We start from the raw sequence: 25,604 nt of genomic DNA, 5'->3' as shown, positions 1-25,604 counted from the left end.
CTGGAGTGGGTATTTCGTCGAAAGACGGAAAGAGAATCCCGCATGCGACGGCTGCCGAAAGGCGGCCGTTGGTTTTTCTACGCCCGGATCTTGCGGCCTTCCAGGCTTGCGCGCAGCAACGTGCGCAACGCGACTTTCCGGGCTTCCCGCTGGCGCCGGTTCAGGCCGCCATCCAGCATGCAGGCCGACTGTACGCGCAGGATGAGCCGGCGTTTCCTGATCCGGTCCTTCGAAACCTCGAAGAACACCGCATACACGCGTTGCGTGCCGTCCGATGCGACCGCTTCCACCGTCACGAAATTGGGTTGCCGTTCATCGGCGACTACGATCCGGCGCGTTGCCAGCCCGACGATCATGCCGCGCAGCAGCTTCCGTGACGCGCGATACCGGTCCGCGCAGAGCACGCGTGTCTCGCGGCCGTCGTCGTATATCTCGTCGTCCAAAATGGCATCGCGGGTGCGTCCGTTCCATTTGAAGCTGCGTGTGAAGCAGTGGCACGAGAACAGGACGAGCACCATCCTGATGAAGTGAGTCGTTGTGCGACGTGCCCCTGGATCGGGGCGCGTGGCGATGGACGCGGCGGGTCGCCGCAGTCGACGCGGCTACAGTTGCGGCGCGAGCGCGCGGCGCGCGTCGTCGAGCGACAGCGCCATGCGTTGCGCGTAGTCCTCGAGCTGGTCCTGCCCGATTTTGCCGACCGAGAAATAGCGGCTGTCCGGATGCGCGAGGTAGAAGCCCGACACGCTCGCCGCCGGCAGCATCGCCAGCGAATCGGTCACGCTCATGCCGATCTCGTCCGCGTGCAGCACGTCGAACATGTCGCGCTTCACGAGGTGGTCGGGGCAGGCCGGGTAGCCGGGCGCCGGGCGGATGCCCGCGTACTTCTCCGCGATCAGCGCGTCGTTGTCGAGCGTCTCGCCGCTCGCATAGCCCCACAGCTCGCGCCGCACGCGCGCGTGCATCGCTTCGGCGAACGCTTCCGCGAAGCGGTCGGCGAGCGCCTTCAGCATGATCGCGCTGTAGTCGTCGTGGTCGGCTTCGAACTGCTTTTCCTTCACGTCGACGCCGAGGCCGGCCGTCACCGCGAACATCCCGATGTAGTCGGCGATGCCCGATTCCTTCGGCGCGATGAAATCGGCGAGCGAACGGTTCGGCCGCATCACGCCGTCGACCACCGGGCGCACGCTCTGCTGGCGCAGGTTGCGCCACGTGAGCAGCACTTCCGAGCGCGACTCGTCGCTGTAGATCTCGATGTCGTCGTCGTTGACGGTGTTCGCCGGCAGCAGCGCGATCACGCCGTTCGCGGTGAGCCAGCGGCCCTGGATCAGGCGCGCGAGCATCGATTTCGCATCGGAGAACACGCGCCGCGCCGATTCGCCGACGATCTCGTCGTTCAGGATCGCCGGGTACGGGCCCGCGAGATCCCACGTCTGGAAGAACGGGCCCCAGTCGATGTAGTTCGCGAGTTCGTTCAGGTCGTAGTTCCTGAACACGCGGCGGCCGATGAACTTCGGCTTCACCGGCTGGTAGCCGGCCCAGTCGATCTTCGTCTTGTTCGCACGCGCGTCGGCGAGCGTGACCATCGGCTGTGCCTTGCGGTTCGCGTGCTGGTCGCGGATCCGTTCGTAGTCGGACTTCAGCTCGTCGAGATACTTCGCCGCGCCTTCGTCGGACAGCAGGTTCGACGCGACCGACACCGAGCGCGACGCATCGGGCACGTAGACGACCGGGCCTTCGTAGTGCGGCGCGATCTTCACGGCGGTGTGCACGCGCGACGTCGTCGCGCCGCCGATCAGCAGCGGAATCTTCTTCACGCGGAAGTAGTCGTCGCGCTGCATTTCGGACGCGACGTACGCCATTTCCTCGAGGCTCGGCGTGATGAGGCCCGACAGCCCGATGATGTCCGCGCCCTCGACCTTCGCCTTCGCGAGGATCTCGTTGCACGGGACCATCACGCCCATGTTGACGACCTCGAAGTTGTTGCACTGGAGCACGACCGACACGATGTTCTTGCCGATGTCGTGCACGTCGCCCTTCACGGTCGCGATGACGATCTTGCCCTTCGCGCGCACGTCGCCGCCCGCTTCCGCGAGCAGGCGCTTTTCTTCCTCGATGAACGGGATCAGATGCGCGACCGCCTGCTTCATCACGCGCGCCGACTTCACGACCTGCGGCAGGAACATCTTGCCCTGGCCGAACAAGTCGCCGACGATGTTCATCCCGTCCATCAGCGGGCCTTCGATCACGTTGATCGGACGGCCGCCGGCCGCGGCGATCTTCGCGCGCACTTCCTCGGTATCCTCGACGATGAAGGTCGTGATGCCGTGCACGAGCGCGTGCGAGAGCCGCTTCTCGACCGGCTGGTTGCGCCACTCGAGGTTCTCTTCCTTCTTCGCGCCGCCCGCCTTGAACTTGTCGGCGATCTCGAGCAGGCGATCGGTGGAATCGTCGCGGCGGTTCAGGATCACGTCTTCCACGCGCTCGCGCAGCTCCGCGTCGAGATCGGCGTACACGCCGAGCTGGCCCGCGTTCACGATGCCCATGTCCATGCCCGCCTGGATCGCGTGATACAGGAACACGGTGTGGATCGCCTCGCGCACCGGGTCGTTGCCGCGGAACGAGAACGACACGTTCGACACGCCGCCGCTCACCTTCGCGAACGGCAGGTTCTGCTTGATCCAGCGGGTCGCCTCGATGAAGTCGACCGCGTAGTTGTTGTGCTCCTCGATGCCGGTCGCGACCGCGAAGATGTTCGGGTCGAAGATGATGTCTTCCGGCGGGAAGCCGACTTCGTTCACGAGGAAATCGTACGAGCGCTTGCAGATCTCGGTCTTGCGCGCGTAGGTATCGGCCTGGCCGGTTTCGTCGAACGCCATCACGACCGCGGCCGCGCCGTAGCGGCGGATCAGGTTCGCATGGTGGCGGAACGCGTCCTCGCCTTCCTTCAGCGAGATCGAGTTCACGATCGCCTTGCCCTGCACGCACTTGAGGCCGGCCTCGATCACGTCCCACTTCGACGAGTCGATCATGATCGGCACGCGCGCGATGTCCGGCTCCGACGCGATCAGGTTCAGGAAGCGCACCATCGCCGCCTTCGAGTCGAGCATCGCCTCGTCCATGTTGATGTCGATCACCTGCGCGCCGTTCTCGACCTGCTGGCGCGCGACGGCGAGCGCCTCGTCGAACTGGCCGTTGAGGATCATCCGTGCGAACGCCTTCGAGCCGGTGACGTTGGTGCGTTCGCCGACGTTGATGAAGAGCGTCCCGGGCGTGACGTTGAACGGCTCGAGGCCGGCAAGGCGCATCATGTGATCGGTCATGGCGGTGCGAATTCTTTTGATGAAGGACGTGGGGCGGTCGGTCAGGCGTGGTCGCTGTACTGGTTCGGCCAGCGGCGCGGCTTCACGTCGGCGAGCGCCTTCGCGATCTCGGCGATGTGCTCGGGCGTCGTGCCGCAGCAGCCGCCCGCGAGGTTCACGAGGCCGGCCTGCGCGAATTCCTTCAGCAGGCCCGACGTGACGTCGGGGGTTTCGTCGAAACCGGTGTCGCTCATCGGATTCGGCAGGCCCGCGTTCGGGTAGCACGACACGTAGGTGTCGCACAGCTTCGCGAGCTCGGCGATGTACGGGCGCATCAGCGCCGCGCCGAGCGCGCAGTTCAGGCCGAACGTGAGCGGCTTCGCGTGGCGCAGCGAATTCCAGAACGCCTCGACGGTCTGGCCCGACAGGATCCGGCCCGACGCATCGGTGACGGTGCCCGAGATCATGATCGGCAGGCGCTCGCCGGTGTCCTCGAACAGCTCGTCGAGCGCGAATAGCGCGGCTTTCGCGTTCAGCGTGTCGAAGATCGTCTCGACGAGGAACAGGTCGACGCCGCCGTCGAGCAGCGCCTTCGCCTGCTGGTAGTACGACGTGCGCAGCTCGTCGAACGTGACGTTGCGTGCGCCCGGATCGTTGACGTCCGGCGAGATGCTGGCCGTCTTCGGCGTCGGCCCGATCGCGCCGGCGACGAAGCGCGGCTTGGTCCGAGTCGCGTATTTCGCGGCCGATTCGCGCGCGAGCTTCGCCGATTCGACGTTCATCTCGACGACCAGATCCTCCATCCCGTAGTCGGCCTGCGCGACGGTCGTCGCGCCGAACGTGTTGGTTTCGACGATGTCGGCGCCGGCCGCGAAGTACTGGTCGTGGATCTCGCGGATGATCTGCGGCTGCGTGAGCGACAGCAGCTCGTTGTTGCCCTTGACGTCGCGCGGGAAATCCTTGAAGCGCTCGCCGCGATACGCGGCTTCGTCGAGCTTGTAGCGCTGGATCATCGTGCCCATCGCGCCGTCGAGGATCAGGATGCGCGATTTCAGCAGCGCGGGCAGGGCGGCGCCGCGCGTGTAGCGCGCGTCGAGCGGGACGGGAGCGGCGAGAGGAGTCGCAGACATGGGCGGGAGACCGGCGAAGACGGAAAACCGTCATTGTAGCCGGTGCGTCAAGCGGTCGTCGGCCCTCGCCGTGGGGGCCGGACGGCCCGCCAAAGGAAAGCCCCCGCCGGCGAGCCGGACGGGGGCAGGATCGGAGTGCACGCGGCGCCGCATCGATGCGCGGCGAATGGCCCGGCCGCGTGACGCGCCGGGCCGCGAGTCGTCAGTGCAGCACGACCGGCATCATCATCAGGCTGTCGAATTGTCCGAGGAATTCGTCGACTTCGTCGAGCGACGGCTCATCCTCGATCAGCTGCTTCACGTGCGCGCGGAATCGTTCGGCAAGTTCGCCGTCGATGAAGATTTCGCGCTGCGCGTTCTTGTCGACGATTTCGTATCCGCCGGCATTCATCAGGTGATGGCCGGCCTGCGGCGCAAATTCGACGACGCAGTAGTTGGGGCTGTTGTAGATCATTTGCATGGCGGCACTCCTCTTCGCAGTGGCATCTGGCCTTGTTGTCCCCTAGGTGGGGCAAGCCTTGCCGGTTTCAAGGGGCTTGCGCTGCACACCCCGTTCTCCCGTTGCGTGGGGTGTATCGGTTAGAAGCCGATGTCTATCAAACGTTTCTCATTGTGAGCCGGTGGACTGAAATAGTTGTTAAAGAGTGTCATCGGCCATTTCCGGAAAAACTGTAATCGGTCGAAATTGCCGATTCATGTGCGTTTATGGCTGTGTGACCGTCGACGACGCCGGTGGTTGCATCGTCGCGGGCGGTGCCGATGGCGCGGGTTCCGCGGGCGATGCGTGGGAGGGCGATGCCGCGGCGGGCGCGTTCGTTGCGCCGCCCGCCGGCGCGGCGTCGGCGGGCACGTTCGGTGCGGCGAGGCGGCCGTGCCACAGCAACTCGATCTGCGCACCGTTCGGCTCGGTCTGCACAAGCCGCGCGGGCAGCCAGCCGAGCGACGGCGCGAGCCACATGTCGATGCGGCGGGTGTCGCCGTGGCGGCGCGGCAGGCGCATGAAGTGCCGCGCCGCGACGATGCCGGCCTGCGTCTGCACCTGCTCGTCGCCGATCACCGTGATCGGCCAGGTCTCGCCGCTGTTGTTGTCGATCACGAAGAACTGCTGCGTGACGCCCGGCTTGTAGGCCGCGGGATTGCCGCGCAGCAGCCCCGACAACTGCATCAGCATGCTGAAACGGTCCTGCACGCCGTCGGGCAGCGGCGCGTTGTTCGGCGTGCGTGTGAACACCACCTGCCGGATCTCGCGGTTGAAGATCGCGATGTCTTCCGGCCGCTTGCCGCGTTTCTCGACGTAACGGTCGGGCGCGACGCCGAATGCGTCGATGCGGCCTTCGCTGCGATAGGTGAACGGGCCGACGAACGGCACCGGCATCGACACCGACAGGTCGTACGTGTGCCCGTCGGTGCGCCAGTGGATCGTGCCGATCATGTTCTGCATGCCGTTGTAGAACGTGTCGTACTGCAGGTCGCCGGACGGCGGCGCGGAGAACTTCACGCCGCTCGTGGCCGGCCCCGGCGTCGCGGCGCCGGGGCCCGCGGCCGACGCGGCTTGCGCGCCCGATGCGCCCGATGCGCCGCTCGCCCCGGATGCAGCGGCGGCCGGCGGCTCGCCGTGCTCGGCCGTTTGCGTGGCGGTGAGGACCGGTTCGTGCGACGGCGCGGATTTCGGCGGGGCCACCTTCGGCGGGGCCGCCTTCGGCGCGGCCGGCCGTTCGACCGGCTTCGACTCCGGTGGCGTGGGCTGACGCTCGATCGGCTGCGGTTTCAGCAGCTCGATCTGCACGGGGATGTCGGCGGGTGGCGGCGGCGTGAACGATTCGCGATTGCGCATCAGCCAGAACCCGGCAAGCGCATGCAGCACCAGCACGGCGGCGAGCGCGACGCCCACGCGCAGCCAGCGGCGGGGTAGGGCGTGACGCGGGCGAAGGTCGGCAGACTGCATGGGCATCGGAACAGGGTCGGGGCGCTGGCGTGACGGCGGGCGCGCGGCGCGCGCCACAGGAATCGGACCGTCGGATGCGCTGCGCGTTCGCGACGCGATGCGTGACGTGGCGTGGACCGGATGCGTCAGGCGTCGCGTGCGTCGGGACTATAGCCGAGTTCGTAGGACAGTTTCCGCGCGCAGGCGCGCAGCGCGGTGTCGATTTCACCGCCCCACGCGATGTCGAACGAGCCTTCCTGGCCGAGCGCGACGATCGCGAGCGCGAGTTCGCCGACCGCGTCGAACACCGGCATGCAGAACGCGTGGATCGTCGGCAGCAGCATCCCTTCGACGCGCGCGGCCTGGTGCTCGCGCACGTCGGCGAGCACCACATCGACTTCGTCGAGCGTGCGCGGGCCGCCGTGGTGCGGCGAGCGGCGCGTATCGGCGAGTTCGCGCTCGAGCATCGCGGCGGTCTTGCTGCGCGGCAGGTACGCGGCGAACAGCAGGCCCGTCGCGGAGCCGAGCAGCGGCATCACGTCGCCGAGCTTCAGCGACGCCTTCGCCGGATGGCTCGATTCCATCCAATGCACGATCGTCGGCCCCTGGTTGCCCCATACCGCGATGCCGACCGTCTGGTCGAGACGGTCGCGGAATTCGGTCAGCGCGATCCGCGCGAGCTTCACGCCGTCGACGCGCGCGAGCCGCGCGAGGCCCATCTGCAGCGCGAAGCCGCCGAGCTCGTAGCGGCCCGAGACGGGATCCTGCGACACGACGCCGAGCCGCGAGAAGCTGACCAGGTAGCGGTGCGCCTTCGCCGGGCTCATGCCCGCGCGCTGCGCGAGATCGCGCAGCATCATCGCGCGCGGCTCGCTCGTCAGCACGTCGAGCAGGCGGAAGCCGACCTCGATCGACTGGATGCCGGAACGGACTTTCTCGCCGTGCTCGCCGGAGGCGGCGTCGTCGGTATCGGAGTCGGCGAGATCGTCGTCGGGGAGCGGGCTGGCGGGCATGGGCGGCGGGTGGGCGAAAATGCGGCAGGAAACGGGACGAAAAAACGGGGCGAAAACGGCGTGGGCGATCACGGCGCGCCGCATGGATTCACCATCGTAAAATAGATTCCTTCCATCGTCACTACAACGGCAGATCCTCCCTATGAAACTTGCTTCGCTGAAGGACGGCACGCGCGACGGCCAGCTGATCGTCGTGTCGCGCGACCTCCACACCGCGGCGATTGCCGATGCGATCGCGCCGACGCTGCAGCGCGTCCTCGACGACTGGGCGTTCTACGCGCCGCAACTGCGCGACCTGTACGATGCGCTGAACCACGGCCGCGCGCGCAACGCGTTCGCGTTCGACCCGGCCAACTGCATGGCGCCGCTGCCGCGTGCGTTCCAGTGGGCCGACGGCTCCGCGTACGTGAACCACGTCGAGCTCGTGCGTCGCGCGCGCGGCGCCGAGATGCCGCCCGAGTTCTGGACCGATCCGCTGATGTACCAGGGCGGCAGCGACGATTTCCTGGGGCCGCGCGACGACGTCGTGTGCCCGTCCGAGGAATGGGGCATCGATTTCGAGGCGGAAGTCGCGGTGATCACCAGCGACGTGCCGATGAGCGCGTCGCCCGACGACGCACTGAAGGCCGTGCGGCTCGTCACGCTCGTGAACGACGTGTCGCTGCGCAACCTGATTCCGGCCGAACTCGCGAAGGGCTTCGGCTTCTTCCAGAGCAAGCCGGCCACCGCGTTCGCGCCGGTCGCCGTCACGCCCGACGAGCTCGGCGACGAATGGCGCGAGGGCCGCGTGCACCGCCCGATGATCGTCCACTGGAACGGCAAGAAGGTCGGGCAGCCCGACGCCGGCACCGACATGGTGTTTCACTTCGGCCAGTTGATCGCGCACGCGGCGAAGACGCGCAACCTGCGCGCCGGCTCGATCGTCGGCTCGGGCACGGTGTCGAACAAGGACGCGAAGCGCGGCTACTGCTGCATCGCCGAGAAGCGCTGTCTCGAGACGATCGAGCACGGCGCGCCGCAGACCGAATTCATGCGCTATGGCGACACCGTGCGCATCGAGATGTTCGATGCGGCCGGCAAGTCGATCTTCGGCGCGATCGAGCAGTCGGTTTCGCCGCCCGACGGCGCGGCATAAGCGGCGCGATACGCAACGACACGGCGAAACCCGGCTTCGGCCCGCGCGCCGGGTTTCGCCCGATGTTTGATCGCGCGGGCTTGGCTACACTCGATTCAAGCGCTCGAGCGCCTCGAGCAAGGAGCAGCAGATGGCCGATCTCGCCGCATACGGCGGCTACGAAGCACTGAACGTGACGCGCCGCGCCCATGGCGTGCTCGACATCGTGATGAGCGGCGAGGGCGCGAACCGCAGCGGCCTCGCGACCGCGAACGCGCGCATGCATCGCGAGCTCGCCGACATCTGGCGCGACGTCGATCGCGATCCCGACACGCGCGTCGCGGTGATCCGCGGCGAAGGCAAGGGTTTTTCGGCGGGCGGCGATCTCGCGCTCGTCGAGGACATGGCGAACGATTTCGACGTGCGCGCCCGCGTGTGGCGCGAGGCGCGCGATCTCGTCTACAACGTGATCAACTGCAGCAAGCCGATCGTGTCGGCGATGCACGGGCCGGCCGTCGGCGCGGGGCTCGTCGCCGGGCTGCTCGCCGACATCTCGATCGCCGCGAAGGATGCGCGCATCATCGACGGCCATACGCGGCTCGGCGTCGCGGCCGGCGACCACGCGGCGATCGTGTGGCCGCTCTTGTGCGGGATGGCGAAGGCGAAGTACTACCTGATGCTGTGCGAGCCCGTGAGCGGCGAGGAGGCCGAGCGGATCGGGCTGGTCTCGCTCGCGGTCGAGCCGGCCGACCTGCTGCCGAAGGCATACGAAGTGGCCGAGCGGCTCGCGCACGGTTCGCAGTCGGCGATCCGCTGGACCAAGTACGCGCTGAACAACTGGCTGCGCACGGCCGGGCCCACCTTCGATACGTCGCTCGCGCTCGAATTCATGGGTTTTTCGGGGCCCGACGTGCAGGAAGGCATCCGCTCGCTGCGCGAACGGCGCCCGCCCGCATTTCCCGGAGACGCACCGTTCTGACGTGCGCGCTATGATCGAACCACGCGCGGCTGCGCGACGCTCGGCGGCCGCCTCGCTCCCCCAGTCAACCAGGATGCCCGTATGACGACCGATGCCTCCGGCGCCAACCCTTTCGCCGGCTTTGCCGGGTTCCAGCCCGCCGACATGATGGACCGGATGTGGGACATGATGCGGATGTCGCCGTTCGGCGGGATGGCGCCGTTTCCAGGCGCCACGCACGGGCTGCCGCCGTCGCTGTCGAGCATGTCCGACATGATGTCGCCGCTCACGAACGTCGAGGAACTCGACAAGCGGATCACCGATCTGCGCGCGGTCGAGCAGTGGCTGAAGCTCAATCTCGGGATGCTGCAGTCCGCGATCCAGGCGCTCGAGGTGCAGCGCGCGACGCTCGCGACGCTGCGTGCGTTCGGCGCGTTCGCGCAAAGCTCGATGTCGGCGGCCGAGGAAGCGGCCGTGGCCGCCGCGCAGGCCGCGAAACCCGCGTCGGCGGGCGAGGCCGCGGCCGATGCCGCGGCTGCGCCGGAAGGCGACCCCGCGCAGCAGCCGTTCGATCCGTCCGGCTGGTGGAATCTGCTGCAGACGCAATTCAACCAGCTCGCGAGCCTCGCGATGGCGCAGCCCGGCATGCAGCCGGCCGCGCCGGACGCCGCGCCGCCGGAGACCGCCGCCGCGCCCGAACCCGCCGCGAAGTCCGCCGCGGCCGCGCCGCGCAAGCCCGCCGCGAAGCGCGCGAAGCCGTCCGGCTCGGCCGCGGCGCGCGCGGCGGCCGCTTCGTCGCCCGAAACGCGTCCGCCGAAGCGCTCGACGTGATGCGGCGCAGGTAGCAGGTCGATCATGCGACTCGCGCTCGTTCTGATGGGAGGCGGCGCGCGCGCCGCATACCAGGTCGGCGTGCTGAAGGCGCTGGCCGAGATCGCGCGCGAGGCCGATCCGCGGCGGCATACGGTGCCGTTCGCGGTCGTGTGCGGTTCGTCGGCCGGCGCGATCAACGCGACGTCGATCGCGAGCCACGCGGACGACTTCTCCCACGGCGTGCGGCGCCTGCTCGAATTCTGGGAGCCGCTGCGCGCCGATTACGTGTATCGCACCGACTGGCTCGGCATCGCGGGCGCCGGCGCGCGCTGGCTCGCGACGATGACGTTCGGCTGGGCGGCCCGCCGCTCGCCGCGCGGGCTGCTCGACAACACGCCGCTCGCGCACCTGCTGCAACGCGAGCTCAGCTTCCACCGGATCGAGCAGATGCTCGAGGCGCGCCTGCTGCACGCGCTCGCGATCACCGCGCTCAGCTATTCGAGCGGCCGGCACCTCACGTTCTATCAGGCCGCCGAGCCGATCCTGGCATGGCGGCGCGCGCAGCGCACCGCGCGGCTCGTCGACCTGTCGGCGTCGCACCTGCTCGCGTCGTCGGCCATTCCGTTCGTGTTCCCCGCCGTGCCGCTCGTGCTCGACGGGCAGGTCGAATACTTCGGCGACGGCTCGATCCGGCAGATCGCGCCGCTGTCGCCGGCGATCCACTTCGGCGCGGATCGGATCGTCGTCGTCGGCGCGGCCGATCCGCGGCCCGAGATTCCGGCCGCGAACGGCACGGGACGGGCCCGTGGCTACCCGACGCTCGCGCAGATCGGCCAGCAGGTGCTCGCGAGCGTGTTCCTCGACTCGATCGGCTCGGACATCGAACGGATCGAGCACATCAACCAGATGATCGAGCACCTGCCGCACCAGGTCGAGATCGACAGCGGCTGGCGGCACGTCGACGTGCTCGCGATCGCGCCGTCCGAGCGCATCGAGCTGATCGCCGCGAAGCACCTGAAGCAGATGCCGGCGACGATGCGCGGGCTGCTCGGCGCGATCGGCGGCAGCCAGCCGGCCGGCGCGTCGTTCGCCAGCTACCTGCTGTTCGAGGAAGCGTTCACGCGCGAGCTGATCGAGCTCGGCTACCGCGACGGCCGGGCCCAGCGGGAGACGCTCGCCGGCTGGATCGCGGGGGCGGACGGCGGCAGTGCGCCGGCGGCCGGCACGCCGCCGGAGGGCGGCCTCGCGGCCGGCGAAATACGGATCTGACACGCGCAGGCGTACTGTAAGGTTGCATTTTCGCGACGGTCGGCCGCGACCGATCGCCGCACCCCGGTTGGCGGCGCGCGACCGGCCGGGCGTCTCGGAACCGTCATGCACGCGTGCTATCATGGCCGCCGCCGTATACACCATATCGAGCAGCCCGCCGATCCGGTATCCGCACGGGGCCTTTCGGGGACCCGCCTGGGGCAGGGGACGGGCGCGCCAACGAGCCGGCCAGCGCCGGCCCCCCACTCAGGCAAGCGCGGCCGGCTCCGCTCGAACGGAGCGGGTCGCGGCATGCCCAACGGCGGCAACGCGGCCGCCTGGCTGCCGGACGAGGAATCGGCGTCCGGCGGGCCGGTTTCCCGCGTAAAATTACAGTCTTGGCTGCAAAAAGCGCGCGTGGCGCGCTTGCGCGGCAACAGTCACGTTTAGAGAAGTCGCATTGCGCAGAACAGGGGTGGGACCATCATGAACACCATGCTTTATCCGGAACTTTACAGGTCGCTCGAAGCTGTCCGCTGGGACATGGAGAAGGACATTCCGTGGGACAAGTTCGACGCTTCGCTGCTCACCGACGAGCAGGCGAAGACGATCAAGATGAACGCGATCACCGAATGGTCGGCGCTGCCCGCGACGGAAATGTTCCTGCGCGACAACCAGCACGACAGCGATTTTTCCGCGTTCATGAGCGTATGGTTCTTCGAGGAGCAGAAGCATTCGCTCGTGCTGATGGAATACCTGCGCCGCTTCAAGCCGGAGATGGTGCCGACCGAAGAGGAACTGCACGCGGTGCGCTTCCAGTTCGATCCGGCGCCGCCGCTCGAGACGCTGATGCTGCACTTCTGCGGCGAAATCCGCCTGAACCACTGGTACCGCTGCGCGGCCGACTGGCACACCGAGCCCGTCATCAAGCAGATCTACGAAACGATTTCGCGCGACGAAGCGCGTCATGGCGGCGCGTACCTGCGCTACATGAAGAAAGCGCTGAACAACTGCGGCGACGTCGCCCGTGCCGCATTCGCGAAGATCGGCGTGCTGATGGCGTCGGCGCGTCGCACCGAGAAGCCGCTGCACCCGACCAACCTGCACGTGAACCAGGCGCTGTTCCCGCGCGACACCGTGCAGTCGCGCCTGCCGGATCCGGAATGGCTCGAGCGCTGGCTCGACGAGCAGATCCGTTTCGACGGCGAGTGGGAGAAGAAGGTCGTCGAGCGGATCCTGCACAACCTGTCGATCCTGTTCGAGCGTACGTTCGCGACCGCGCAGGAGCTGAACCGCTACCGCAAGGAAGTCACCGGCCGCCTGCAGGCCGAAAGCGGCCCGTCGTCGGCCGCGCAGCCGGCCTGAGGCCGGCCGGCGCCGCCGCCGCAAGTCGGGTCCGATCCACACCCGATTCGCGCGGCTCGCGGCACCGTGTCGCGTTCGTTGCATGAAGCCCGCCCGGTCGATCCGGCGGGCTTTTTATCGGGTGCCGCCGTCGCGCGCGCCGTCGTTCATTCCGTCCGATCTCCATCATGTCCGCCACCTTCGAACGCAAGCTGATCACCCGTGATGCCCTCGTCGCGCTGCGCGCGTCGCTGCCGTCGCCCGTCGTGTTCACCAACGGCGTGTTCGACATCCTGCATCGCGGTCACGTCACGTACCTCGCCGATGCGAAAGCGCTCGGCGCCTGCCTGATCGTCGGCGTGAACAGCGATGCGTCGGTGCGCATGCTCGGCAAGGGCGACGACCGGCCGATCAACCGCGAAGAGGATCGTGCGGCCTTGCTGGCGGCGCTGGAAAGCGTCGACTGGGTCGTGACGTTCGCGGAAAAGACGCCCGTGTCGCTGATCGAGGCCGTCCGTCCGGACATCCTCGTGAAGGGCGGCGATTACGACATGGATGCGCTGCCGGAGTCGGCGCTCGTGCGCGGCTGGGGCGGCCGTGCGCTGGCGATTCCGTTCGAGCACGACCGCTCGACCACGGCGCTGCTGAAGAAGGTGCGCGCGCAACAGTCCTGAGCGCGGCGCGGCGCCGTCACGGGGCGGACGCGGCGAGCGGTGCGGTCGTGACGGCCGGCGCCGCGATCGGGCCGCCGACGACGGGCTGGTCGGTCGCCCGCATGAGCGGGGTCACGCGCAATGCGTCGGGCTGCACCTGCCGCGACAGCACGCCGGGTTCGCGCGGGCCCGCCGCCGGCAGCGGCCCGAACACCCCGCGCGCCACCACGAACGCGAGCATGTTGGCGAGAAAGAGAACAGCGATCAGCCAGCGCAGCATCGTCGAAACTCCTTGTCGTCATCGACGTGATTCACGTCGTTCAGTCGAGCCGGCCGCATGGCCGGCTTTTTTCATGGTTTCCGTCTACCGTTCGTGCGGGCCGCTGGCGCGGCGCCGCGCGTATTGCGTCGTCGGCGTGACGCGGGCCGCGTGGACCCGCTTCGCCATGCGCCAGCGCGATGCCGGCGCCTTCCCGTCACTCCTGCACCGTTGCCGGGCCAGCCGCGTCCGCTGCGATCAGCGCGAGCCCGGACAGGATCAGCGCGTCATGCCGCGTATGCGGGACCGTCAGCGCACGCGCGACCTCGTCTGCCGCACCGCCTGCCAGCACCAGCCGCACCGGTGCCTGCCACGCAGCGACGAGATCGCGCCACGCGCGTTCGATCAGCCCGGCCTGCGCGTACAGGCAGCCGGCCGACAACGAGCGCGGCGTATCGACCTGGAACGGTTCGGCCTGCCCGTCCGCAAGCAGGCCGCTGGCGATATCGGTGGTCAGCGTCGGCAACTGCGCGGTGTGCGTGCCGAGCGCGCGCATCATCAGCGCCCAGCCCGGCGCGATCAGCCCGCCCGTGAAGCGGCCGTCCGCGCGCAACGCCTCGAGCGTCGTCGCGGTGCCGAACGTCGCGATCAGCAGATGCTCGCCAGGAAACGCCGCGTGCGCGCCGATCAGGCCGGCCCACCGGTCGCTGCCGAGCTGTTCGGGCGTCGTATAGCCGTTCGTCACGCCGCATTGCGCGGGCCGCGAGCGGATCGTCGTGCGCGGCAGGCCCGGCCAGCGCGCCTCGAGCAGCGCATCGATCCGTGCAGCCACGTTGGCGCCCGCGACGTTCGAGATCCACGCGCCGCGCGGCTGCGGCAGCATCGACCAGTCGGGATCGGCGCCGCCGTCGCGCGTGTGGCCGAACGCGCCCGTGTCGACCAGTGTGCGCCGCGCGTCGGCGAGCGCCCACTTGATCCGGCTGTTGCCGGCGTCGATCAGCAGGTACGGTTCGCTCATTGCGCTTCGCGCAGCGATACGTCGCCGGCCGCGATCGATTGCACGCCGCTCGGCGTGTCGAGCAGCAACTGGCCGGTCGCGTCGATGCCCGTCGCGATGCCGCGCGCGCGTTCGACGCCCTGTTCGAGCAGCACGACTTCGCGGCCCGCGTACGCGTGCAGCGCGTGCCAGCGCGGCAGGAACGGCGCGAGGCCCTCGGTGCCGAACTGCGCAAGCGCGGGCGTGAGTGCGTTCAGCGACGCGGCGAGCGTATCGGTGAGGTTCGCCGACGCGCACGCGATCGACAGCGCGGCGGGCGGTAGCCCGCTCGCGAGCGTGGCTTCGCGCGCGCGCAGCGCGTCGACCTGCGCGGCGACGGCTTCCGCGCCGCGCACGTTGATGCCGAAGCCGATCACGACGGCGGTGGCGTCGGCGGTGGTCCAGACGGTTTCGATGAGGATCCCGGCGAGCTTGCCGACGATGCGCGGCGTGCCGTCGTCGTCGGCCGTCAGCAGCAGGTCGTTCGGCCATTTGAGCGCAACGCGCATGCAGGCGTCGAGCGGCAGCGTGGCCAGCCCCTCGGCGAGCGCGACGCCGATCGCGATGCTGAGGCCGCCGAGCGCATCGACGGTGCGCGGCACGATGCAGCCGACCGAGCACAGCAGCGCATTGCCGGGCTGCGCGAACCACGGGCGGCCCTGCCGGCCGCGGCCGGCCGTCTGCTCGAACGCGACGCGCACGAGCGGCGCGGGCAACGCGTTCGCGCTGCGCGGCAGCGCCTTGAGCCGCGTTGCGACGTCGGCGTTGGTCGAGCCGGTGGCGGCGACGATGTCGAGCGGCCACGCGCGCGGTGCGGCGTCCAGATGGGCCTCGAGCCGGTTGCGCGCGATGTGCGCGTCGCCGGATTCGGGCTTGTCGGAGGAGGTTGGGGCGTTCATGGCGCCTATTGTAGCGACAGGGGGCGTTGGCGCGTCGGCAAGCGGGGGAATGGTCATTTCCCCGGGAGGCAAGGGCCGATTGAAGTGCGACGCGTCGCGCGAATGCGCTTGTGCCGAATTGAGAGAAGTTGCATGCAGGTAGTTGTGCGCATGCGAGCTGGAATCAATGTAGCTCCGACATTCCGGTTGATCGATCGACGAAACATCGTCGACCGATATCGATCGGTCAGGATTTCGAATTCGTATGATGGATTTTCGTGTGGCGATCGTGCATTTTTGTGCGATGAGATTTGCACTGATAGCGACGAGAGGGAATCCGGATGAATGGTGGCGAGCAATGGTTACTCGAGTCTTCGTTGGTTGTTGTCGGCCGGTTGATGGTTAGCGGCGGCCTATATGCCGCTGGCAGGCCGACCGTTGTCAGATGCGCGACGCTCGGTGCTTTCACGGATGAGCGTTGCTCGGGCGCGATGAGCCGAGGTGATACCGCATGATCCGCTATTTCCTCGCCAAGGGCGATCGGGGCGGGAGCGCGACGATCACCGAGGGACTGGAATGTGTCACGTGTTCCAATCCGCCGCCACGTGTGCAGATCGCCACGCTCTACATGAAAACCTATTGCACGGCTTGCGAGCGGGTCGGGTTTGTCGCGCCGAAAGGACCGCGCTTGCCCGGCAGGGCACCGAATGGTCAGGGATGGGCGTTGAGTGGGGATATCAATGCATGCGGGTGCAGTCCGCCGCCTGTGTTCTATGCCGAGCGGGGCATGAGAATGCGGGTCGGTGACGGGGCGGCTGACCAGAAAGGGCTGGGAGAGGAACATTCTCACTCGCCCGTCGCTGGGGCGGAATGCGACGAGCAGTATGTATTGAAAAACGAGAAGACGGGGCAGCCCTTGGCATGCGTGCCGTATCGAATACATACCAGTTCCGGCCGGGTCTTCAGCGGTATGACTGATCGTGCCGGGCACACACAGCGCGTAGCGACGCGGCATTCGGAGAAACTGCGAATTGAAATAGTGGAGCATGGTCATGCCGCATGATGACTACGAATACGTGACCGTGCATGACTCGGCCATGACGAATACGACGCGTGGTTCGAAGGTTGAGCTTTTATTGGCAGTCGACGGGCCGCCGATCTGCAAAAACATGACCGATGCGGCATTTCGGAAGAAAGTCCTGACGTTGCGCGACGATGCCGTAAAAATAATCACGCAGCGAATTGACGAACTCGATGTCTGGAGAGAGCCTGCGCGGGCGAGAGTCAGAGAGTGGTTCGGGATTGCCGACGAACCCACTCGCGGGGTGCTGACGAACGGATTGGTGGCGTTGATCACAGTCATGAATGGATTGACGGCGAGGAATTTCGTTCGCTCCGATCCCGACCTTGATCGGGCTCTCGGCTGTACGCCGAATACCAAAAATCTAGACGGCGAAGTTGCGCACGTTTGCGGCCCCGATACCGCCACGCACACGATATCGATTTCCCCGAAGTTCTGTGAGCTTCCGGATACGAGTGCGGGTACGTTTTCCTCGATGCAACTGACCATTGTTCACGAGTGCGTGCATTTTCGGGATACATTCGGAGCGGTTGACTACAAGAACACCTATGGACAATTTCTCAGCAGGCGACTCGCCAAAGAGGCTCCGACAATGGCGATCAGGAATGCGGACAATATTGCGTGGTATATCTTGTGCATCGATTAGCCTTGCGGGGCTTTGTGCGTCAGGCGTCGTGTTTGCTTGTAGCTTTTCCTTGCAATATGCAAGTAAGCTCGACCGCGGCGTCGTGACCATTTCGAATGCTGACCGGATCGCGCTCGCCAGCTTGTTGGTTAGAGTTCGGGACAGTGCGGCCAATAACGGTCCCGTCGTGATCTACGGATATGCCGACGAGCACGAGCGAGACGCAATTTCGACCGCCCGTACTCGGGCCAATGCTGTCCGAGCGTATCTGCTCGATCTCGGCGTAGCAAAAGATCGGATTCACATGGACTCTAAAATCTGGCCAAGCAACTCCGTTGTTCCGTCGAGTGAACGCAATCAGATAGAGATAGAGTTCATTCCAGCGTGTTCATCGGAAGGTTGCGAGAATCCGTGCGGTACGGTCTTGCCGGAGCAGAAGTAACGACGTACGGTATTCGCATGCGAGATATCCCCGCAGTGGCGTTGCGTTGCGCCAGCGCTCCGTCTGCTTAGCGCTGCTTCTCCATCTGCTCCAGCGCCTTGATGTCCTCTTCGGACGTCATTTCGCAGGCCAGCAGCGTCTTGCCCTTCAGCGCCGGGCCCTGGCGGGCCGACACGAGGATCAGCGCGCCGCCCGGGCCGCGGACGGTCAGCCGGCGCGAATAGCCGACCGACGACGCGCCCAGCAGGCTGCCCTTCTCGCGGGTGAGCTGGTAGCGCTCGGCGAGCTGGCTGGCGACTTCGCCGTCGACGAGCACGCCGATGCCGGTACTGACGAACACCACGTGCTGCGTCGTGAAGCCGTCGCGGTGGATCGGCTCGGGCAGGCGGTAGACGGCAGCGCCCAGCATCGACTGGTCCGGCTTCGGATCGGTCGCCTTCGCGGTGTTGTAGATCGAATCCATCAGGTCCGACGTGAACGGTGGCTTGCAGAGCGCGGCGTTGAAGATGTCGTAGTGGGCGGGCGGTGCGGCGAGTGCCGCGAGCGGGGCGGCCGTGACCGAAATGACGGCCACGCCGAGGACGGCGCGAAGCCGCGACAGGCGATTGGACATGATGCGGTTCTCTCAGGTTTTATTGTGAGGCTGCATGTTAATGCATGGCGGCACGCGCATCGATCGACGCCCCGCGACCGATTCCGTTTCCGGACGATCGATGCGCAGGGCGTCGGATCAAGCCTGTCCCGGCCGAACCGCCGTCACGGCGCGACGACCGGATGCTTCAGCGCGTGCGCGGTCTCGATCCACTGCGCGTGGAACGCGTCCGCGTCGGGCTTGAGCCCGAGTTCGCCGTTGCGATAGGCCATCGCGAGCGTCTGCACGGCTTCCGGCAGTTCATGCTCGGCGGCCCGGCGATACAGCGCGAGCGCGCGCGCTTCGTCGCGCGGCACGCCGCTGCCGTCGCGGTACGCGTTCGCGAGCATGAAGTCGGCGGCCGGAATGTCCGCGCGCGACGCGATGTCGAACCAGTGCGCGGCCTGCACCGGGTCGGCGGCGATGCCGTAGCCGCTGCGGTAGATCAGCCCGAGGTAATACGCGGCGGCCGGATCGCCGTTCGAAGCCGCCGCGCCGAGCAGCGCGCGGGCGCGCGCATAGTCTTTCGGGAAGTCGCCGCTGCCGAGCAGCAACGCCTTGCCGAGCGCGAGCTGCGCGCGCCGCGCAGCCGGCGCGTCGGCCTTGCCGTCGGCCGCCGCGGCCGTTTCCAGCCAGCCGCGTCCCTCGTCGCGCAGCCCCGGTTCATGCGCATCGGAGAGCGCGATGCCGAGCGCCGCCTGCGCGTCGCCCGAGCCGCGGCGCGCGAGCGTGCGCAACTGGGCGAGCGCATGCGGCTCGGTCGCCTGCGCGACCATCGCCTGCCATTCGTCGAGCTGCGCGGCGCTCGGCGCGGGGCCGCTGCCGCGCAGGCCGGTCGCCGCGACGACGGCCGCGACGGTCACGGCCGCCGCCGCGAGCAGCGCGGCCGGCGGGAGTTTCGCGCGCAGCATGCGCCGCGCGGCGGCGGCGAAGCCGGTTTCAGCGGGCCGCATCGTCTGGATCGGTTGCATCGCGTGTCTCATTGCGTGAGGTCGATCTCGTAGGTTGCGAGGTTCTTGCCCGAGCCGTCGTCGGCCGTGACCTGCGTGATGCCGGTCAGGCCCGCCGCCGTCGCGTCGCCGAGGCGGTTCGGCGCGGACGCGAACCGCACGTGCGCGACCGAGCTCGCGAGCTTCGTGAAGCGCCAGCTGCGCTGCGCGCCGTCGGCCGCGCGCGTGATCGCGCCGCGCTTCTTGATGAACGCGATCAGCACGTCGCGGTTCGCGTCGGGCGACGCGAAGATCGTCTTGCTGCCATCGAGGCCCGGGAAGTTGCCGCCGCCGCTCGCGCGGTAGTTGTTGGTCGCGACGATGAACTGCGCGTTCGGGTCGATCGGCGCGCCCTTGTACGTCAGGTTCCTGATCCGGCTGCCGACCGGCTGCGTGACGTCGATTTCATAGGCGAGATCGGCCGACGTGAACATGTCGAAGTTGTAGCCGGGGAAGGTGCTGACGAGCGGTTGCACGGTGGCCTGGGTCGGGTCGATCGTGTTGAAGCGCTTCGCGGCCGTCTCGAGCCAGTTCTTCACGTCGGCGCCGCTCACCTTCACCGCGTACACGGTGTTCGGATACAGGTACAGGTCGGCCGCGTTGTTGATCGCGAGCGCGCCCGGCGCGACGTCGGTGTAGTCGGTGCCGCCGCCGAAGCCGCTCTTGAACGGCGCGCTGACCGACAGCACCGGCAGCGACGCGTATTGCGGCAGGTTCGCCTGCACGTAGGTCTTCACGTAGTCGGCCTGCGCCTCGTTGACGATCTGGATCGCGCCCGGATCGCCGACGTCCGCGAAGTACGAGTTCATCCGGTAGTCGGTCGAGCCGATCGGCGTCTTCACGTAGTCGATCGTCGCCTGGTGCTCGGCCGCGATCGCGGCGGAGACCGACGGGTCGGCCGCGACGTAGCTCTTGTCGGCGTTCTGGATCGGCCGCGCCTCGACGGTCGTCTGCGACTTGTCGACGATCCACGTCTTGCCGTCGAACTTCAGGCCGAGCTTGATCACGCCGAGGTGCTTGCCCCAGTAGTTGGCCATCACGGTCGGCACGCCGTTGACGGTGCCCTTGACCTTGTCGACGCCCGGCAGGTTGAACTGCGCCACGGTGCTGTTCGCGTCCGGGAACACCTGGTGCGAGTGGCCGATCAGCATCGCGTCGATGCCGGGCACCTTCGACAGCCACCAGCTGCCGTTTTCCATCGTCGGCGAGTACGCGGAATCGTCGAGGCCGCCGTGCGAGATCGCGACGACGAGATCGGCGCCCTTCGCGCGCATCTCCGGAATGTACTTCTCGGCCGCTTCCTTCAACCCGGTCGTGTAGACCTTGCCGTCGAGCCAGCGCTTGTCCCAGTTCATGATCGCGGGCGGCGTGAAGCCGATGATGCCGATCTTCACGGGCGCGCTGACCGTCTTGCCGTCCGGCGTCGTGGCCGTCACCGTGCGCGTCAGGATCGTGTACGGCGTGAACAGCGGCGCATTGGTCTTCGCGCTGATCACGTTCGCGAGCACCTGCGGAAAGTTCGGGCCGGCGCACTTCTTCTGCTGGGCCGGCGCGGGCAGGCCGTCGATCTCGAACGTGTTGCCGGTCACCTGCGACAGGTACGGCAGCCCGTAGTTGAACTCGTGGTTGCCGATCCCGCCGCCGTCGAATTTCGCGGCGTTCATCACTTTGTAGATCGCGAGCGTCTGGTCGCAGCCGACCGGCTTGACCAGCGCCTGGTAGTCCGCCAGCGCGGTGCCCTGGATCGTGTCGCCGTTGTCGAGCAGCAGCGTGTTCGGGTATTGCTTGCGCGCCTGCGCGATCAGCGTGGACACGCGTTCGAAGCCGAGCGAATTGTCGGCGGCGAGCTTGAAATAGTCGTACGACAGCACGTTGGTGTGCAGGTCGGTCGTCTCGAGCAGCGCGAGCGTGGCCGTCGTGCCGGCGGGCGCCTGGGTCTCAGGCCGCGACGGCGGCGTGGCGGTGACGTCGTCGCCGCCGCAGCCGGCGAGGACGAAGGCGAGGCTGGCGAGCGCGGCGGCGGCCGGTACGCGGCGGCGGGAAAGCGGGGGGAGACGCATCGGATGTCCTGTTCGGTGTTCTGTTTTATGAAACGCGAGGTACGCACGAATGGCGGCGCGGCGCGCCGACGGCCTGAGGTGCGGCGCGTGAGAGTATCGAAAGGAAACGTGACGGAACAATGAAAGGTCGCGACGCCGGCCGCGAGCCGAGGTTCGCGTCGGTTCGGGCCGGTCCCGGCCAGCACCGGCCGGCACCGGCCCGGCGCCCGGGCTGCGCGCCCGAGCCCGGCGCCTCGATCGCGCGCCCCGCGTTCGGCGCCCCCGGCCCCGCGCCCCGGCTGCGCCTCCCGAGTTCGCGCCGCCGGCTGCGCAACCCGCCGAAATCCTCGCGTCGCGGCATCGGGCGGTTCGCTACAATGGCCGCTGTCATCCTTTTGCAAACAACCCGCCCTTGGACTTCGAGACTCCTCCCGGCCTGTCGGTCGATGCCGGCGGCCAGGGCCAGACGGTGCGCCTGACCGGCCAGTGGACTGCGCTCTCGCTCGCGCGCAACCGCGGCGCCGTGGCGCGCCGCATCGCGAGCATCGCCAACGGGCGCGTGAGCGAATGGGATCTGTCCGGCATCGAGCGCCTCGACCACGTCGGTGGCCAGGCGCTGTGGCGCGTGTGGGGGCGCAAGCTGCCGGCCGGCGTCGCGCTGAGCGCCACGCAGCGCACGATCTTCGAGCGCATCGAACGGCTCGACAGCCAGCGCGAGGCGCCCGAGCGCATCGTGCGGTTCGATCCCGTCACGCGGCTCGGCCTGGCGATCTTCACGTTCGGCGAACACCTGCAGGGCGGCATCGCGATGTTCGGCCGCGTGGTCCTCGATGCGCTGTCGGTGCTGCGCCGCCCGCGGACGATGCCGTGGAAGGAAACCTCGGCGAACATCTACAGCGCCGGCGCGCAGGCGCTGCCGATCACCGCGCTCGTCGCGTTCCTGATCGGCATCGTGCTCAGCTACCTGTCCGCGCAGCAGTTGCAGATGTTCGGCGCGAACCGCTACATCGTGAACATTCTCGGGCTGTCGGTGATCCGCGAGCTCGGCCCCGTGCTGTCGGCGATCCTCGTCGCGGGCCGCTCGGGCTCGGCGATCACCGCGCAGATCGGCGTGATGCGCGTGACCGAGGAGCTCGACGCGATGCGCGTGATGGGCATCCCGCACGGGCTGCGGCTGATCCTGCCGCGCGTGCTCGCGCTCGGCGTCGCGATGCCGCTGCTCGTGATGTGGACCAACATCATCGCGCTGACGGGCGGCGCGCTCGCCGCGAAGCTGGTGCTCGGCATCGACATCAACTATTTCGTGCGCTCGCTGCCGGGCGTCGTGCCGATCGCGAACCTGTACATCGGGGTCGGCAAGGGCGTCGTGTTCGGCATGCTGATCGCGCTGGTCGCGTGCCATTTCGGCTTCCGCATCAAGGCGAACTCGCAGAGCCTCGGCGAAGGCACGACCACGTCGGTCGTGTCGTCGATCACGGTCGTGATCCTCGCCGACGCGGTGTTCGCGATCCTGTTCCAGAACGTGGGGCTCGGATGAACGCATCGAACGAACCGACCGCGCATGCCGCGGCGATCGGCGCCGGGCCGGACGCGGCCGCCGATGCCGGCGACCTCGTGATCGAGGTGCGCAACCTGACCAAGCGCTACGGGCGCAACATCGTTCACCAGAAACTCGACTTCGACGTGCGGCGCGGCGAGATCGTGTCGATCGTCGGCGGGTCGGGTTCCGGCAAGACGACGCTCGTGCGCCAGATCCTCGGCCTCGAACGGCCGACGTCGGGCACGATCAAGGTGTTCGGCGAGGATACGGCGACGATCGACGACGCGAGCGCGCGGATGATGCGCACGCGTTCGGGGATGCTGTTCCAGCAGGGCGCGCTGTTCTCGTCGATGACGGTGTTCGACAACGTCGCGCAGCCGCTGCGCGAACTCGGCCGCGTGCCGCCCGACCTGCTGCACGACATCGTGATGCTGAAGCTCGAGATGGTCGGGCTGCCCTGCAAGCACGCGTCGAAGATGCCGGCCGCGCTGTCGGGCGGGATGGTGAAGCGGGTCGGCATCGCGCGCGCGATCGCGCTGGAGCCCGAGCTGCTGTTCCTCGACGAGCCGACGGCCGGCCTGGATCCGCAGGCGTCCGACGAATTCGTCGAGCTGATCGCGACGCTGCATCGCACGCTCGGGCTGACCGTCGTGATGGTGACGCACGACCTCGACACGATGGTTGCGCTGTCGACGCGCGTCGCGGTGCTGGCCGACCGCAAGGTGCTGGTCGCCGCGCCGGTCGAGGAGGCCGCGAACGTCGACCATCCGTTCATCCACGAATATTTCCTGGGGCTGCGCGGGCGCCGCGCATTGCAGGCGCTGCCGCCCGAGCGGCGCGCGAAGCTGCCGAAGGCGGCCCTCGAACCGGCGCTGTCGAGCGTCGAGCTGTAGAAGCAAGGAACCCGCGAATGGAAAACAAATCACATGCGTTCTGGGCCGGCCTGTTCACGATCGCGCTGACGCTCGCGATCGCGGGCACCGTGTTCTGGTTCAACGTCGACCGCACCGTGCGCGTGCCGTACGACCTGCTCGCGCGCACCAACGTGACGGGGCTGTTCCCGGACGCGGCCGTGCGCTTTCGCGGCCTCGACGTCGGCAAGGTGCAGTCGATCGGCTTCGATCGCACGCATCCGGGCCAGATCCGGATCCGCATCCTCGTCGATCACGACGCGCCGATCACGCAGTCGACCTACGGCAGCCTCGGCTTCCAGGGCGTGACCGGCATCGCGTTCGTGCAGCTCGAGGATACGGGGCGCGATCTGGCGCCGCTGCCGTCGTCCGCGAAGTCGATCGCGCAGATCCCGATGCGGCCGAGCCTGTTCGACCAGATCCAGGAGCGCGGCGACGTGCTGCTGCGGCAGCTCGAACTGGCCGCGAAGAGCGCGAACGCGCTGATGTCGCCCGAGATGCGCGAGCAGTTGCGCGCGACCGCCGAAAGCCTGCAGCACGCGGCCGACGGCGCCGCGACGCTGACGAAGCAGCTCGGCCCGGCCGTCACCGCGCTGCCGGAAACGATGCACGAGGTGAACCGCGCGATGGCGTCGGCGAATTCGCTGTTGCAGCCGAACGGGCCGCTCGTGTCGAACCTGAACAAGGCCGGCACGGCCGCCGAGCAGGTCGGCGTCGCGCTGAACGGCCTCAACGCGCGCGTGCAGTACGACACGCTGCCGCGCTTCAATGCGCTGGCGGACAGCGTCGGCGACGCGTCGCGGCAATTGAAGGACGTCGCCGGTGAACTTGGCCGCAACCCGCGCAGTCTGTTGTTCGGTTCGCCCGGCGCGGCGCCGGGGCCCGGCGAAGCGGGCTTCGTCTGGCCGGGCGCGACGGCCGGGAAGTGACGCCCGGAGGCCGCCTGTCGACCGTCCGGCCGGAAACGGCCGGGCACTGACGCTCATCGAAACCGCAAATCTCATGCAGGAACACGCCATGCCACGAATTCTTGACCGCGCGCTGCGCCCGGCCGCGGCCGCGCTGGCCGTACTGACGCTCGCACTCGCGGCCGGCTGCGCCGGCAACGACGCGGTGCTGTCGAACATCCGCTACGACCTCGGGCCCGCATCGTCGGTGACGACCGCCGGTTCGGGGCCCGCGCTGAAGGTGCTCGACGTCGCCGCGCCCGACGCGCTCGATTCCGACAAGTTCGCGTACCGCCTCGCGTACGCCGATGCGCAGCACGTGGCCGTCTATCGCGACAGCCGCTGGACCGCGCCGCCCGCGCAGTTGCTCACGCAGCGGCTGCGCGGCGCGCTGTCGTCGCGCGGGACGGTGCTCGAAGGCGCCGACGGCGTGCGTGCGCCGACGCTCAAGGTCGACCTGAGCGAATTCGAACAGGTCTTCGACGGGCAGTCGCAAAGCCACGGCGCGGTGACCGCGCGCGCGACGCTGATGCAGGACGGCAAGGTGCTCGGCCAGCGTACGTTCGTCGCGCGCGCGCCGTCGAGCTCGCCCGACGCGGCCGGCGGCGCGCGTGCGCTCGCGGCGGCCAGCGACGAACTCGTGTCGCAGATCGCCGCGTGGGTCGGCGTGCAGGCGTACGCGGGCACGCCGTGACGCCCGACGTGCAGCCGCGATTGCATCCGCGATTGC

General features: G+C 68.1%; 25 protein-coding genes. 13 read left to right on the top strand and 12 right to left on the bottom strand.

Annotated features, from left to right (window positions below):
* Positions 1-77: 77 nt before the first annotated feature.
* The 6 genes from AC3IFE_RS04940 to AC3IFE_RS04915 all read right to left on the bottom strand — a co-directional run bounded on the left by AC3IFE_RS04940 (position 78) and on the right by AC3IFE_RS04915 (position 7,366).
* Positions 78-518, bottom strand: a complete 441-nt coding sequence (locus tag AC3IFE_RS04940; RefSeq protein ID WP_489189767.1) for a hypothetical protein — start codon at positions 516-518, stop codon at positions 78-80.
* A gap of 84 nt (positions 519-602) precedes the next feature.
* The gene (gene metH / locus AC3IFE_RS04935; RefSeq protein WP_489189786.1) at positions 603-3,332 is read right to left on the bottom strand and encodes a methionine synthase; all 2,730 of its coding nucleotides are present in this window, start codon (positions 3,330-3,332) and stop codon (positions 603-605) included.
* A gap of 29 nt (positions 3,333-3,361) precedes the next feature.
* Entirely contained in the window at positions 3,362-4,429 is a 1,068-nt protein-coding gene (locus AC3IFE_RS04930) for a homocysteine S-methyltransferase family protein (protein ID WP_301739928.1), read from the bottom strand.
* Positions 4,430-4,631: 202 nt separating this feature from the next.
* Positions 4,632-4,889, bottom strand: a complete 258-nt coding sequence (locus AC3IFE_RS04925; protein WP_006477667.1) for a BTH_I0359 family protein — start codon at positions 4,887-4,889, stop codon at positions 4,632-4,634.
* Between the two features lie 243 nt (positions 4,890-5,132).
* On the bottom strand, positions 5,133-6,380 hold the full coding sequence (locus AC3IFE_RS04920; protein ID WP_489189766.1) for a DUF3108 domain-containing protein: 1,248 nt from the start codon (positions 6,378-6,380) through the stop codon (positions 5,133-5,135).
* A 119-nt stretch (positions 6,381-6,499) separates the two neighbouring features.
* Positions 6,500-7,366 (bottom strand): IclR family transcriptional regulator, encoded by an 867-nt coding sequence (locus AC3IFE_RS04915; protein ID WP_489189765.1) that lies wholly within the window; start codon positions 7,364-7,366, stop codon positions 6,500-6,502.
* Between the two features lie 142 nt (positions 7,367-7,508).
* Here AC3IFE_RS04915 and AC3IFE_RS04910 point away from each other — a divergent pair, with 142 nt between their 5' ends.
* The 6 genes from AC3IFE_RS04910 to rfaE2 all read left to right on the top strand — a co-directional run bounded on the left by AC3IFE_RS04910 (position 7,509) and on the right by rfaE2 (position 13,517).
* A complete protein-coding gene (locus AC3IFE_RS04910; protein WP_489189764.1) occupies positions 7,509-8,501 on the top strand; it encodes a fumarylacetoacetate hydrolase family protein in 993 nt (330 codons plus the stop codon).
* Between the two features lie 130 nt (positions 8,502-8,631).
* Complete coding sequence (locus AC3IFE_RS04905) at positions 8,632-9,459, top strand: enoyl-CoA hydratase/isomerase family protein (RefSeq protein ID WP_489189763.1); 828 nt, start codon at positions 8,632-8,634, stop codon at positions 9,457-9,459.
* Positions 9,460-9,540: 81 nt separating this feature from the next.
* Positions 9,541-10,269 (top strand): PhaM family polyhydroxyalkanoate granule multifunctional regulatory protein, encoded by a 729-nt coding sequence (locus tag AC3IFE_RS04900; RefSeq protein WP_489189762.1) that lies wholly within the window; start codon positions 9,541-9,543, stop codon positions 10,267-10,269.
* 24 nt (positions 10,270-10,293) lie between these two features.
* The gene (locus AC3IFE_RS04895) at positions 10,294-11,520 is read left to right on the top strand and encodes a patatin-like phospholipase family protein (protein WP_489189761.1); all 1,227 of its coding nucleotides are present in this window, start codon (positions 10,294-10,296) and stop codon (positions 11,518-11,520) included.
* Positions 11,521-11,985: 465 nt separating this feature from the next.
* Positions 11,986-12,864 carry a ferritin family protein gene (locus tag AC3IFE_RS04890; RefSeq protein ID WP_011353352.1) on the top strand — a complete coding sequence of 293 codons (879 nt, stop codon included), beginning with the start codon at positions 11,986-11,988 and terminating at the stop codon, positions 12,862-12,864.
* Between the two features lie 167 nt (positions 12,865-13,031).
* Positions 13,032-13,517, top strand: a complete 486-nt coding sequence (gene rfaE2, locus AC3IFE_RS04885; RefSeq protein ID WP_069620197.1) for a D-glycero-beta-D-manno-heptose 1-phosphate adenylyltransferase — start codon at positions 13,032-13,034, stop codon at positions 13,515-13,517.
* A 16-nt stretch (positions 13,518-13,533) separates the two neighbouring features.
* On the opposite strand, the gene AC3IFE_RS04880 is transcribed toward rfaE2, so the two are convergent.
* The 3 genes from AC3IFE_RS04880 to AC3IFE_RS04870 form a co-directional block, all read right to left on the bottom strand.
* Positions 13,534-13,776, bottom strand: a complete 243-nt coding sequence (locus tag AC3IFE_RS04880; protein WP_175976676.1) for a hypothetical protein — start codon at positions 13,774-13,776, stop codon at positions 13,534-13,536.
* A 196-nt stretch (positions 13,777-13,972) separates the two neighbouring features.
* Positions 13,973-14,773: a type III pantothenate kinase gene (locus tag AC3IFE_RS04875; RefSeq protein WP_489189760.1), complete on the bottom strand. Its 801-nt coding sequence runs from the start codon at positions 14,771-14,773 to the stop codon at positions 13,973-13,975.
* On the bottom strand, positions 14,770-15,690 hold the full coding sequence (locus AC3IFE_RS04870; RefSeq protein ID WP_489189759.1) for a biotin--[acetyl-CoA-carboxylase] ligase: 921 nt from the start codon (positions 15,688-15,690) through the stop codon (positions 14,770-14,772). Before AC3IFE_RS04870 ends, AC3IFE_RS04875 begins: the two co-directional genes overlap by 4 nt.
* 490 nt (positions 15,691-16,180) lie before the next feature.
* Between AC3IFE_RS04870 and AC3IFE_RS04865 the strand changes: the two genes are divergently transcribed.
* From AC3IFE_RS04865 to AC3IFE_RS04855, 3 genes are read left to right on the top strand one after another with little or no spacing between them, the layout of a single operon-like run.
* Positions 16,181-16,732, top strand: a complete 552-nt coding sequence (locus AC3IFE_RS04865) for a PAAR domain-containing protein (protein ID WP_089468564.1) — start codon at positions 16,181-16,183, stop codon at positions 16,730-16,732.
* Positions 16,722-17,396 (top strand): M35 family metalloendopeptidase, encoded by a 675-nt coding sequence (locus AC3IFE_RS04860; RefSeq protein ID WP_226211326.1) that lies wholly within the window; start codon positions 16,722-16,724, stop codon positions 17,394-17,396. The genes AC3IFE_RS04865 and AC3IFE_RS04860 overlap by 11 nt, the downstream gene beginning before the upstream one ends.
* On the top strand, positions 17,299-17,817 hold the full coding sequence (locus AC3IFE_RS04855) for an OmpA family protein (protein WP_489189758.1): 519 nt from the start codon (positions 17,299-17,301) through the stop codon (positions 17,815-17,817). The genes AC3IFE_RS04860 and AC3IFE_RS04855 overlap by 98 nt, the downstream gene beginning before the upstream one ends.
* A 67-nt stretch (positions 17,818-17,884) precedes the next feature.
* Here the strand turns inward: AC3IFE_RS04855 and AC3IFE_RS04850 are convergent, their stop codons facing one another.
* From AC3IFE_RS04850 to AC3IFE_RS04840, 3 genes are all read right to left on the bottom strand, one after another.
* Positions 17,885-18,430: a hypothetical protein gene (locus AC3IFE_RS04850; RefSeq protein WP_089468561.1), complete on the bottom strand. Its 546-nt coding sequence runs from the start codon at positions 18,428-18,430 to the stop codon at positions 17,885-17,887.
* A 143-nt stretch (positions 18,431-18,573) separates the two neighbouring features.
* Positions 18,574-19,419 carry a tetratricopeptide repeat protein gene (locus AC3IFE_RS04845; RefSeq protein ID WP_489189757.1) on the bottom strand — a complete coding sequence of 282 codons (846 nt, stop codon included), beginning with the start codon at positions 19,417-19,419 and terminating at the stop codon, positions 18,574-18,576.
* A gap of 8 nt (positions 19,420-19,427) precedes the next feature.
* Positions 19,428-21,497, bottom strand: coding sequence for a bifunctional 2',3'-cyclic-nucleotide 2'-phosphodiesterase/3'-nucleotidase (locus AC3IFE_RS04840; RefSeq protein WP_489189756.1), 2,070 nt, complete (start codon positions 21,495-21,497; stop codon positions 19,428-19,430).
* A 391-nt stretch (positions 21,498-21,888) separates the two neighbouring features.
* On the opposite strand from AC3IFE_RS04840, the gene AC3IFE_RS04835 reads away from it, so the two are divergent.
* The 4 genes from AC3IFE_RS04835 (at position 21,889) to AC3IFE_RS04820 (ending at position 25,568) form a co-directional block, all read left to right on the top strand.
* Positions 21,889-23,013, top strand: a complete 1,125-nt coding sequence (locus AC3IFE_RS04835) for an MlaE family ABC transporter permease (RefSeq protein WP_089468558.1) — start codon at positions 21,889-21,891, stop codon at positions 23,011-23,013.
* On the top strand, positions 23,010-23,909 hold the full coding sequence (locus tag AC3IFE_RS04830) for an ABC transporter ATP-binding protein (protein ID WP_489189755.1): 900 nt from the start codon (positions 23,010-23,012) through the stop codon (positions 23,907-23,909). The genes AC3IFE_RS04835 and AC3IFE_RS04830 overlap by 4 nt, the downstream gene beginning before the upstream one ends.
* Before the next feature lie 17 nt (positions 23,910-23,926).
* A complete protein-coding gene (locus AC3IFE_RS04825; RefSeq protein WP_089468556.1) occupies positions 23,927-24,856 on the top strand; it encodes an MlaD family protein in 930 nt (309 codons plus the stop codon).
* A 73-nt stretch (positions 24,857-24,929) separates the two neighbouring features.
* Positions 24,930-25,568: an ABC-type transport auxiliary lipoprotein family protein gene (locus AC3IFE_RS04820; protein ID WP_489189754.1), complete on the top strand. Its 639-nt coding sequence runs from the start codon at positions 24,930-24,932 to the stop codon at positions 25,566-25,568.
* The last annotated feature ends 36 nt before the right edge of the window (positions 25,569-25,604 follow it).

This window comes from Burkholderia sp. APQ4-4ca, assembly GCF_057837105.1.
Note: the sequence above shows the minus strand (reverse complement) of the source record. Positions and strands in the feature narration are given on the sequence as shown.

Coding starts and splice junctions, on each gene's coding strand:
- AC3IFE_RS04940 (WP_489189767.1), bottom strand. CDS start 518: ATGGTGCTCGTCCTGTTCTCGTGCCACTGCTTCACACGCAGCTTCAAA.
- AC3IFE_RS04930 (WP_301739928.1), bottom strand. CDS start 4,429: ATGTCTGCGACTCCTCTCGCCGCTCCCGTCCCGCTCGACGCGCGCTAC.
- AC3IFE_RS04925 (WP_006477667.1), bottom strand. CDS start 4,889: ATGCAAATGATCTACAACAGCCCCAACTACTGCGTCGTCGAATTTGCG.
- AC3IFE_RS04920 (WP_489189766.1), bottom strand. CDS start 6,380: ATGCCCATGCAGTCTGCCGACCTTCGCCCGCGTCACGCCCTACCCCGC.
- AC3IFE_RS04915 (WP_489189765.1), bottom strand. CDS start 7,366: ATGCCCGCCAGCCCGCTCCCCGACGACGATCTCGCCGACTCCGATACC.
- AC3IFE_RS04910 (WP_489189764.1), top strand. CDS start 7,509: ATGAAACTTGCTTCGCTGAAGGACGGCACGCGCGACGGCCAGCTGATC.
- AC3IFE_RS04905 (WP_489189763.1), top strand. CDS start 8,632: ATGGCCGATCTCGCCGCATACGGCGGCTACGAAGCACTGAACGTGACG.
- AC3IFE_RS04900 (WP_489189762.1), top strand. CDS start 9,541: ATGACGACCGATGCCTCCGGCGCCAACCCTTTCGCCGGCTTTGCCGGG.
- AC3IFE_RS04895 (WP_489189761.1), top strand. CDS start 10,294: ATGCGACTCGCGCTCGTTCTGATGGGAGGCGGCGCGCGCGCCGCATAC.
- AC3IFE_RS04890 (WP_011353352.1), top strand. CDS start 11,986: ATGAACACCATGCTTTATCCGGAACTTTACAGGTCGCTCGAAGCTGTC.
- rfaE2 (WP_069620197.1), top strand. CDS start 13,032: ATGTCCGCCACCTTCGAACGCAAGCTGATCACCCGTGATGCCCTCGTC.
- AC3IFE_RS04880 (WP_175976676.1), bottom strand. CDS start 13,776: ATGCTGCGCTGGCTGATCGCTGTTCTCTTTCTCGCCAACATGCTCGCG.
- AC3IFE_RS04875 (WP_489189760.1), bottom strand. CDS start 14,773: ATGAGCGAACCGTACCTGCTGATCGACGCCGGCAACAGCCGGATCAAG.
- AC3IFE_RS04870 (WP_489189759.1), bottom strand. CDS start 15,690: ATGAACGCCCCAACCTCCTCCGACAAGCCCGAATCCGGCGACGCGCAC.
- AC3IFE_RS04865 (WP_089468564.1), top strand. CDS start 16,181: ATGATCCGCTATTTCCTCGCCAAGGGCGATCGGGGCGGGAGCGCGACG.
- AC3IFE_RS04860 (WP_226211326.1), top strand. CDS start 16,722: ATGCCGCATGATGACTACGAATACGTGACCGTGCATGACTCGGCCATG.
- AC3IFE_RS04855 (WP_489189758.1), top strand. CDS start 17,299: ATGGACAATTTCTCAGCAGGCGACTCGCCAAAGAGGCTCCGACAATGG.
- AC3IFE_RS04850 (WP_089468561.1), bottom strand. CDS start 18,430: ATGTCCAATCGCCTGTCGCGGCTTCGCGCCGTCCTCGGCGTGGCCGTC.
- AC3IFE_RS04845 (WP_489189757.1), bottom strand. CDS start 19,419: ATGCAACCGATCCAGACGATGCGGCCCGCTGAAACCGGCTTCGCCGCC.
- AC3IFE_RS04840 (WP_489189756.1), bottom strand. CDS start 21,497: ATGCGTCTCCCCCCGCTTTCCCGCCGCCGCGTACCGGCCGCCGCCGCG.
- AC3IFE_RS04830 (WP_489189755.1), top strand. CDS start 23,010: ATGAACGCATCGAACGAACCGACCGCGCATGCCGCGGCGATCGGCGCC.
- AC3IFE_RS04825 (WP_089468556.1), top strand. CDS start 23,927: ATGGAAAACAAATCACATGCGTTCTGGGCCGGCCTGTTCACGATCGCG.
- AC3IFE_RS04820 (WP_489189754.1), top strand. CDS start 24,930: ATGCAGGAACACGCCATGCCACGAATTCTTGACCGCGCGCTGCGCCCG.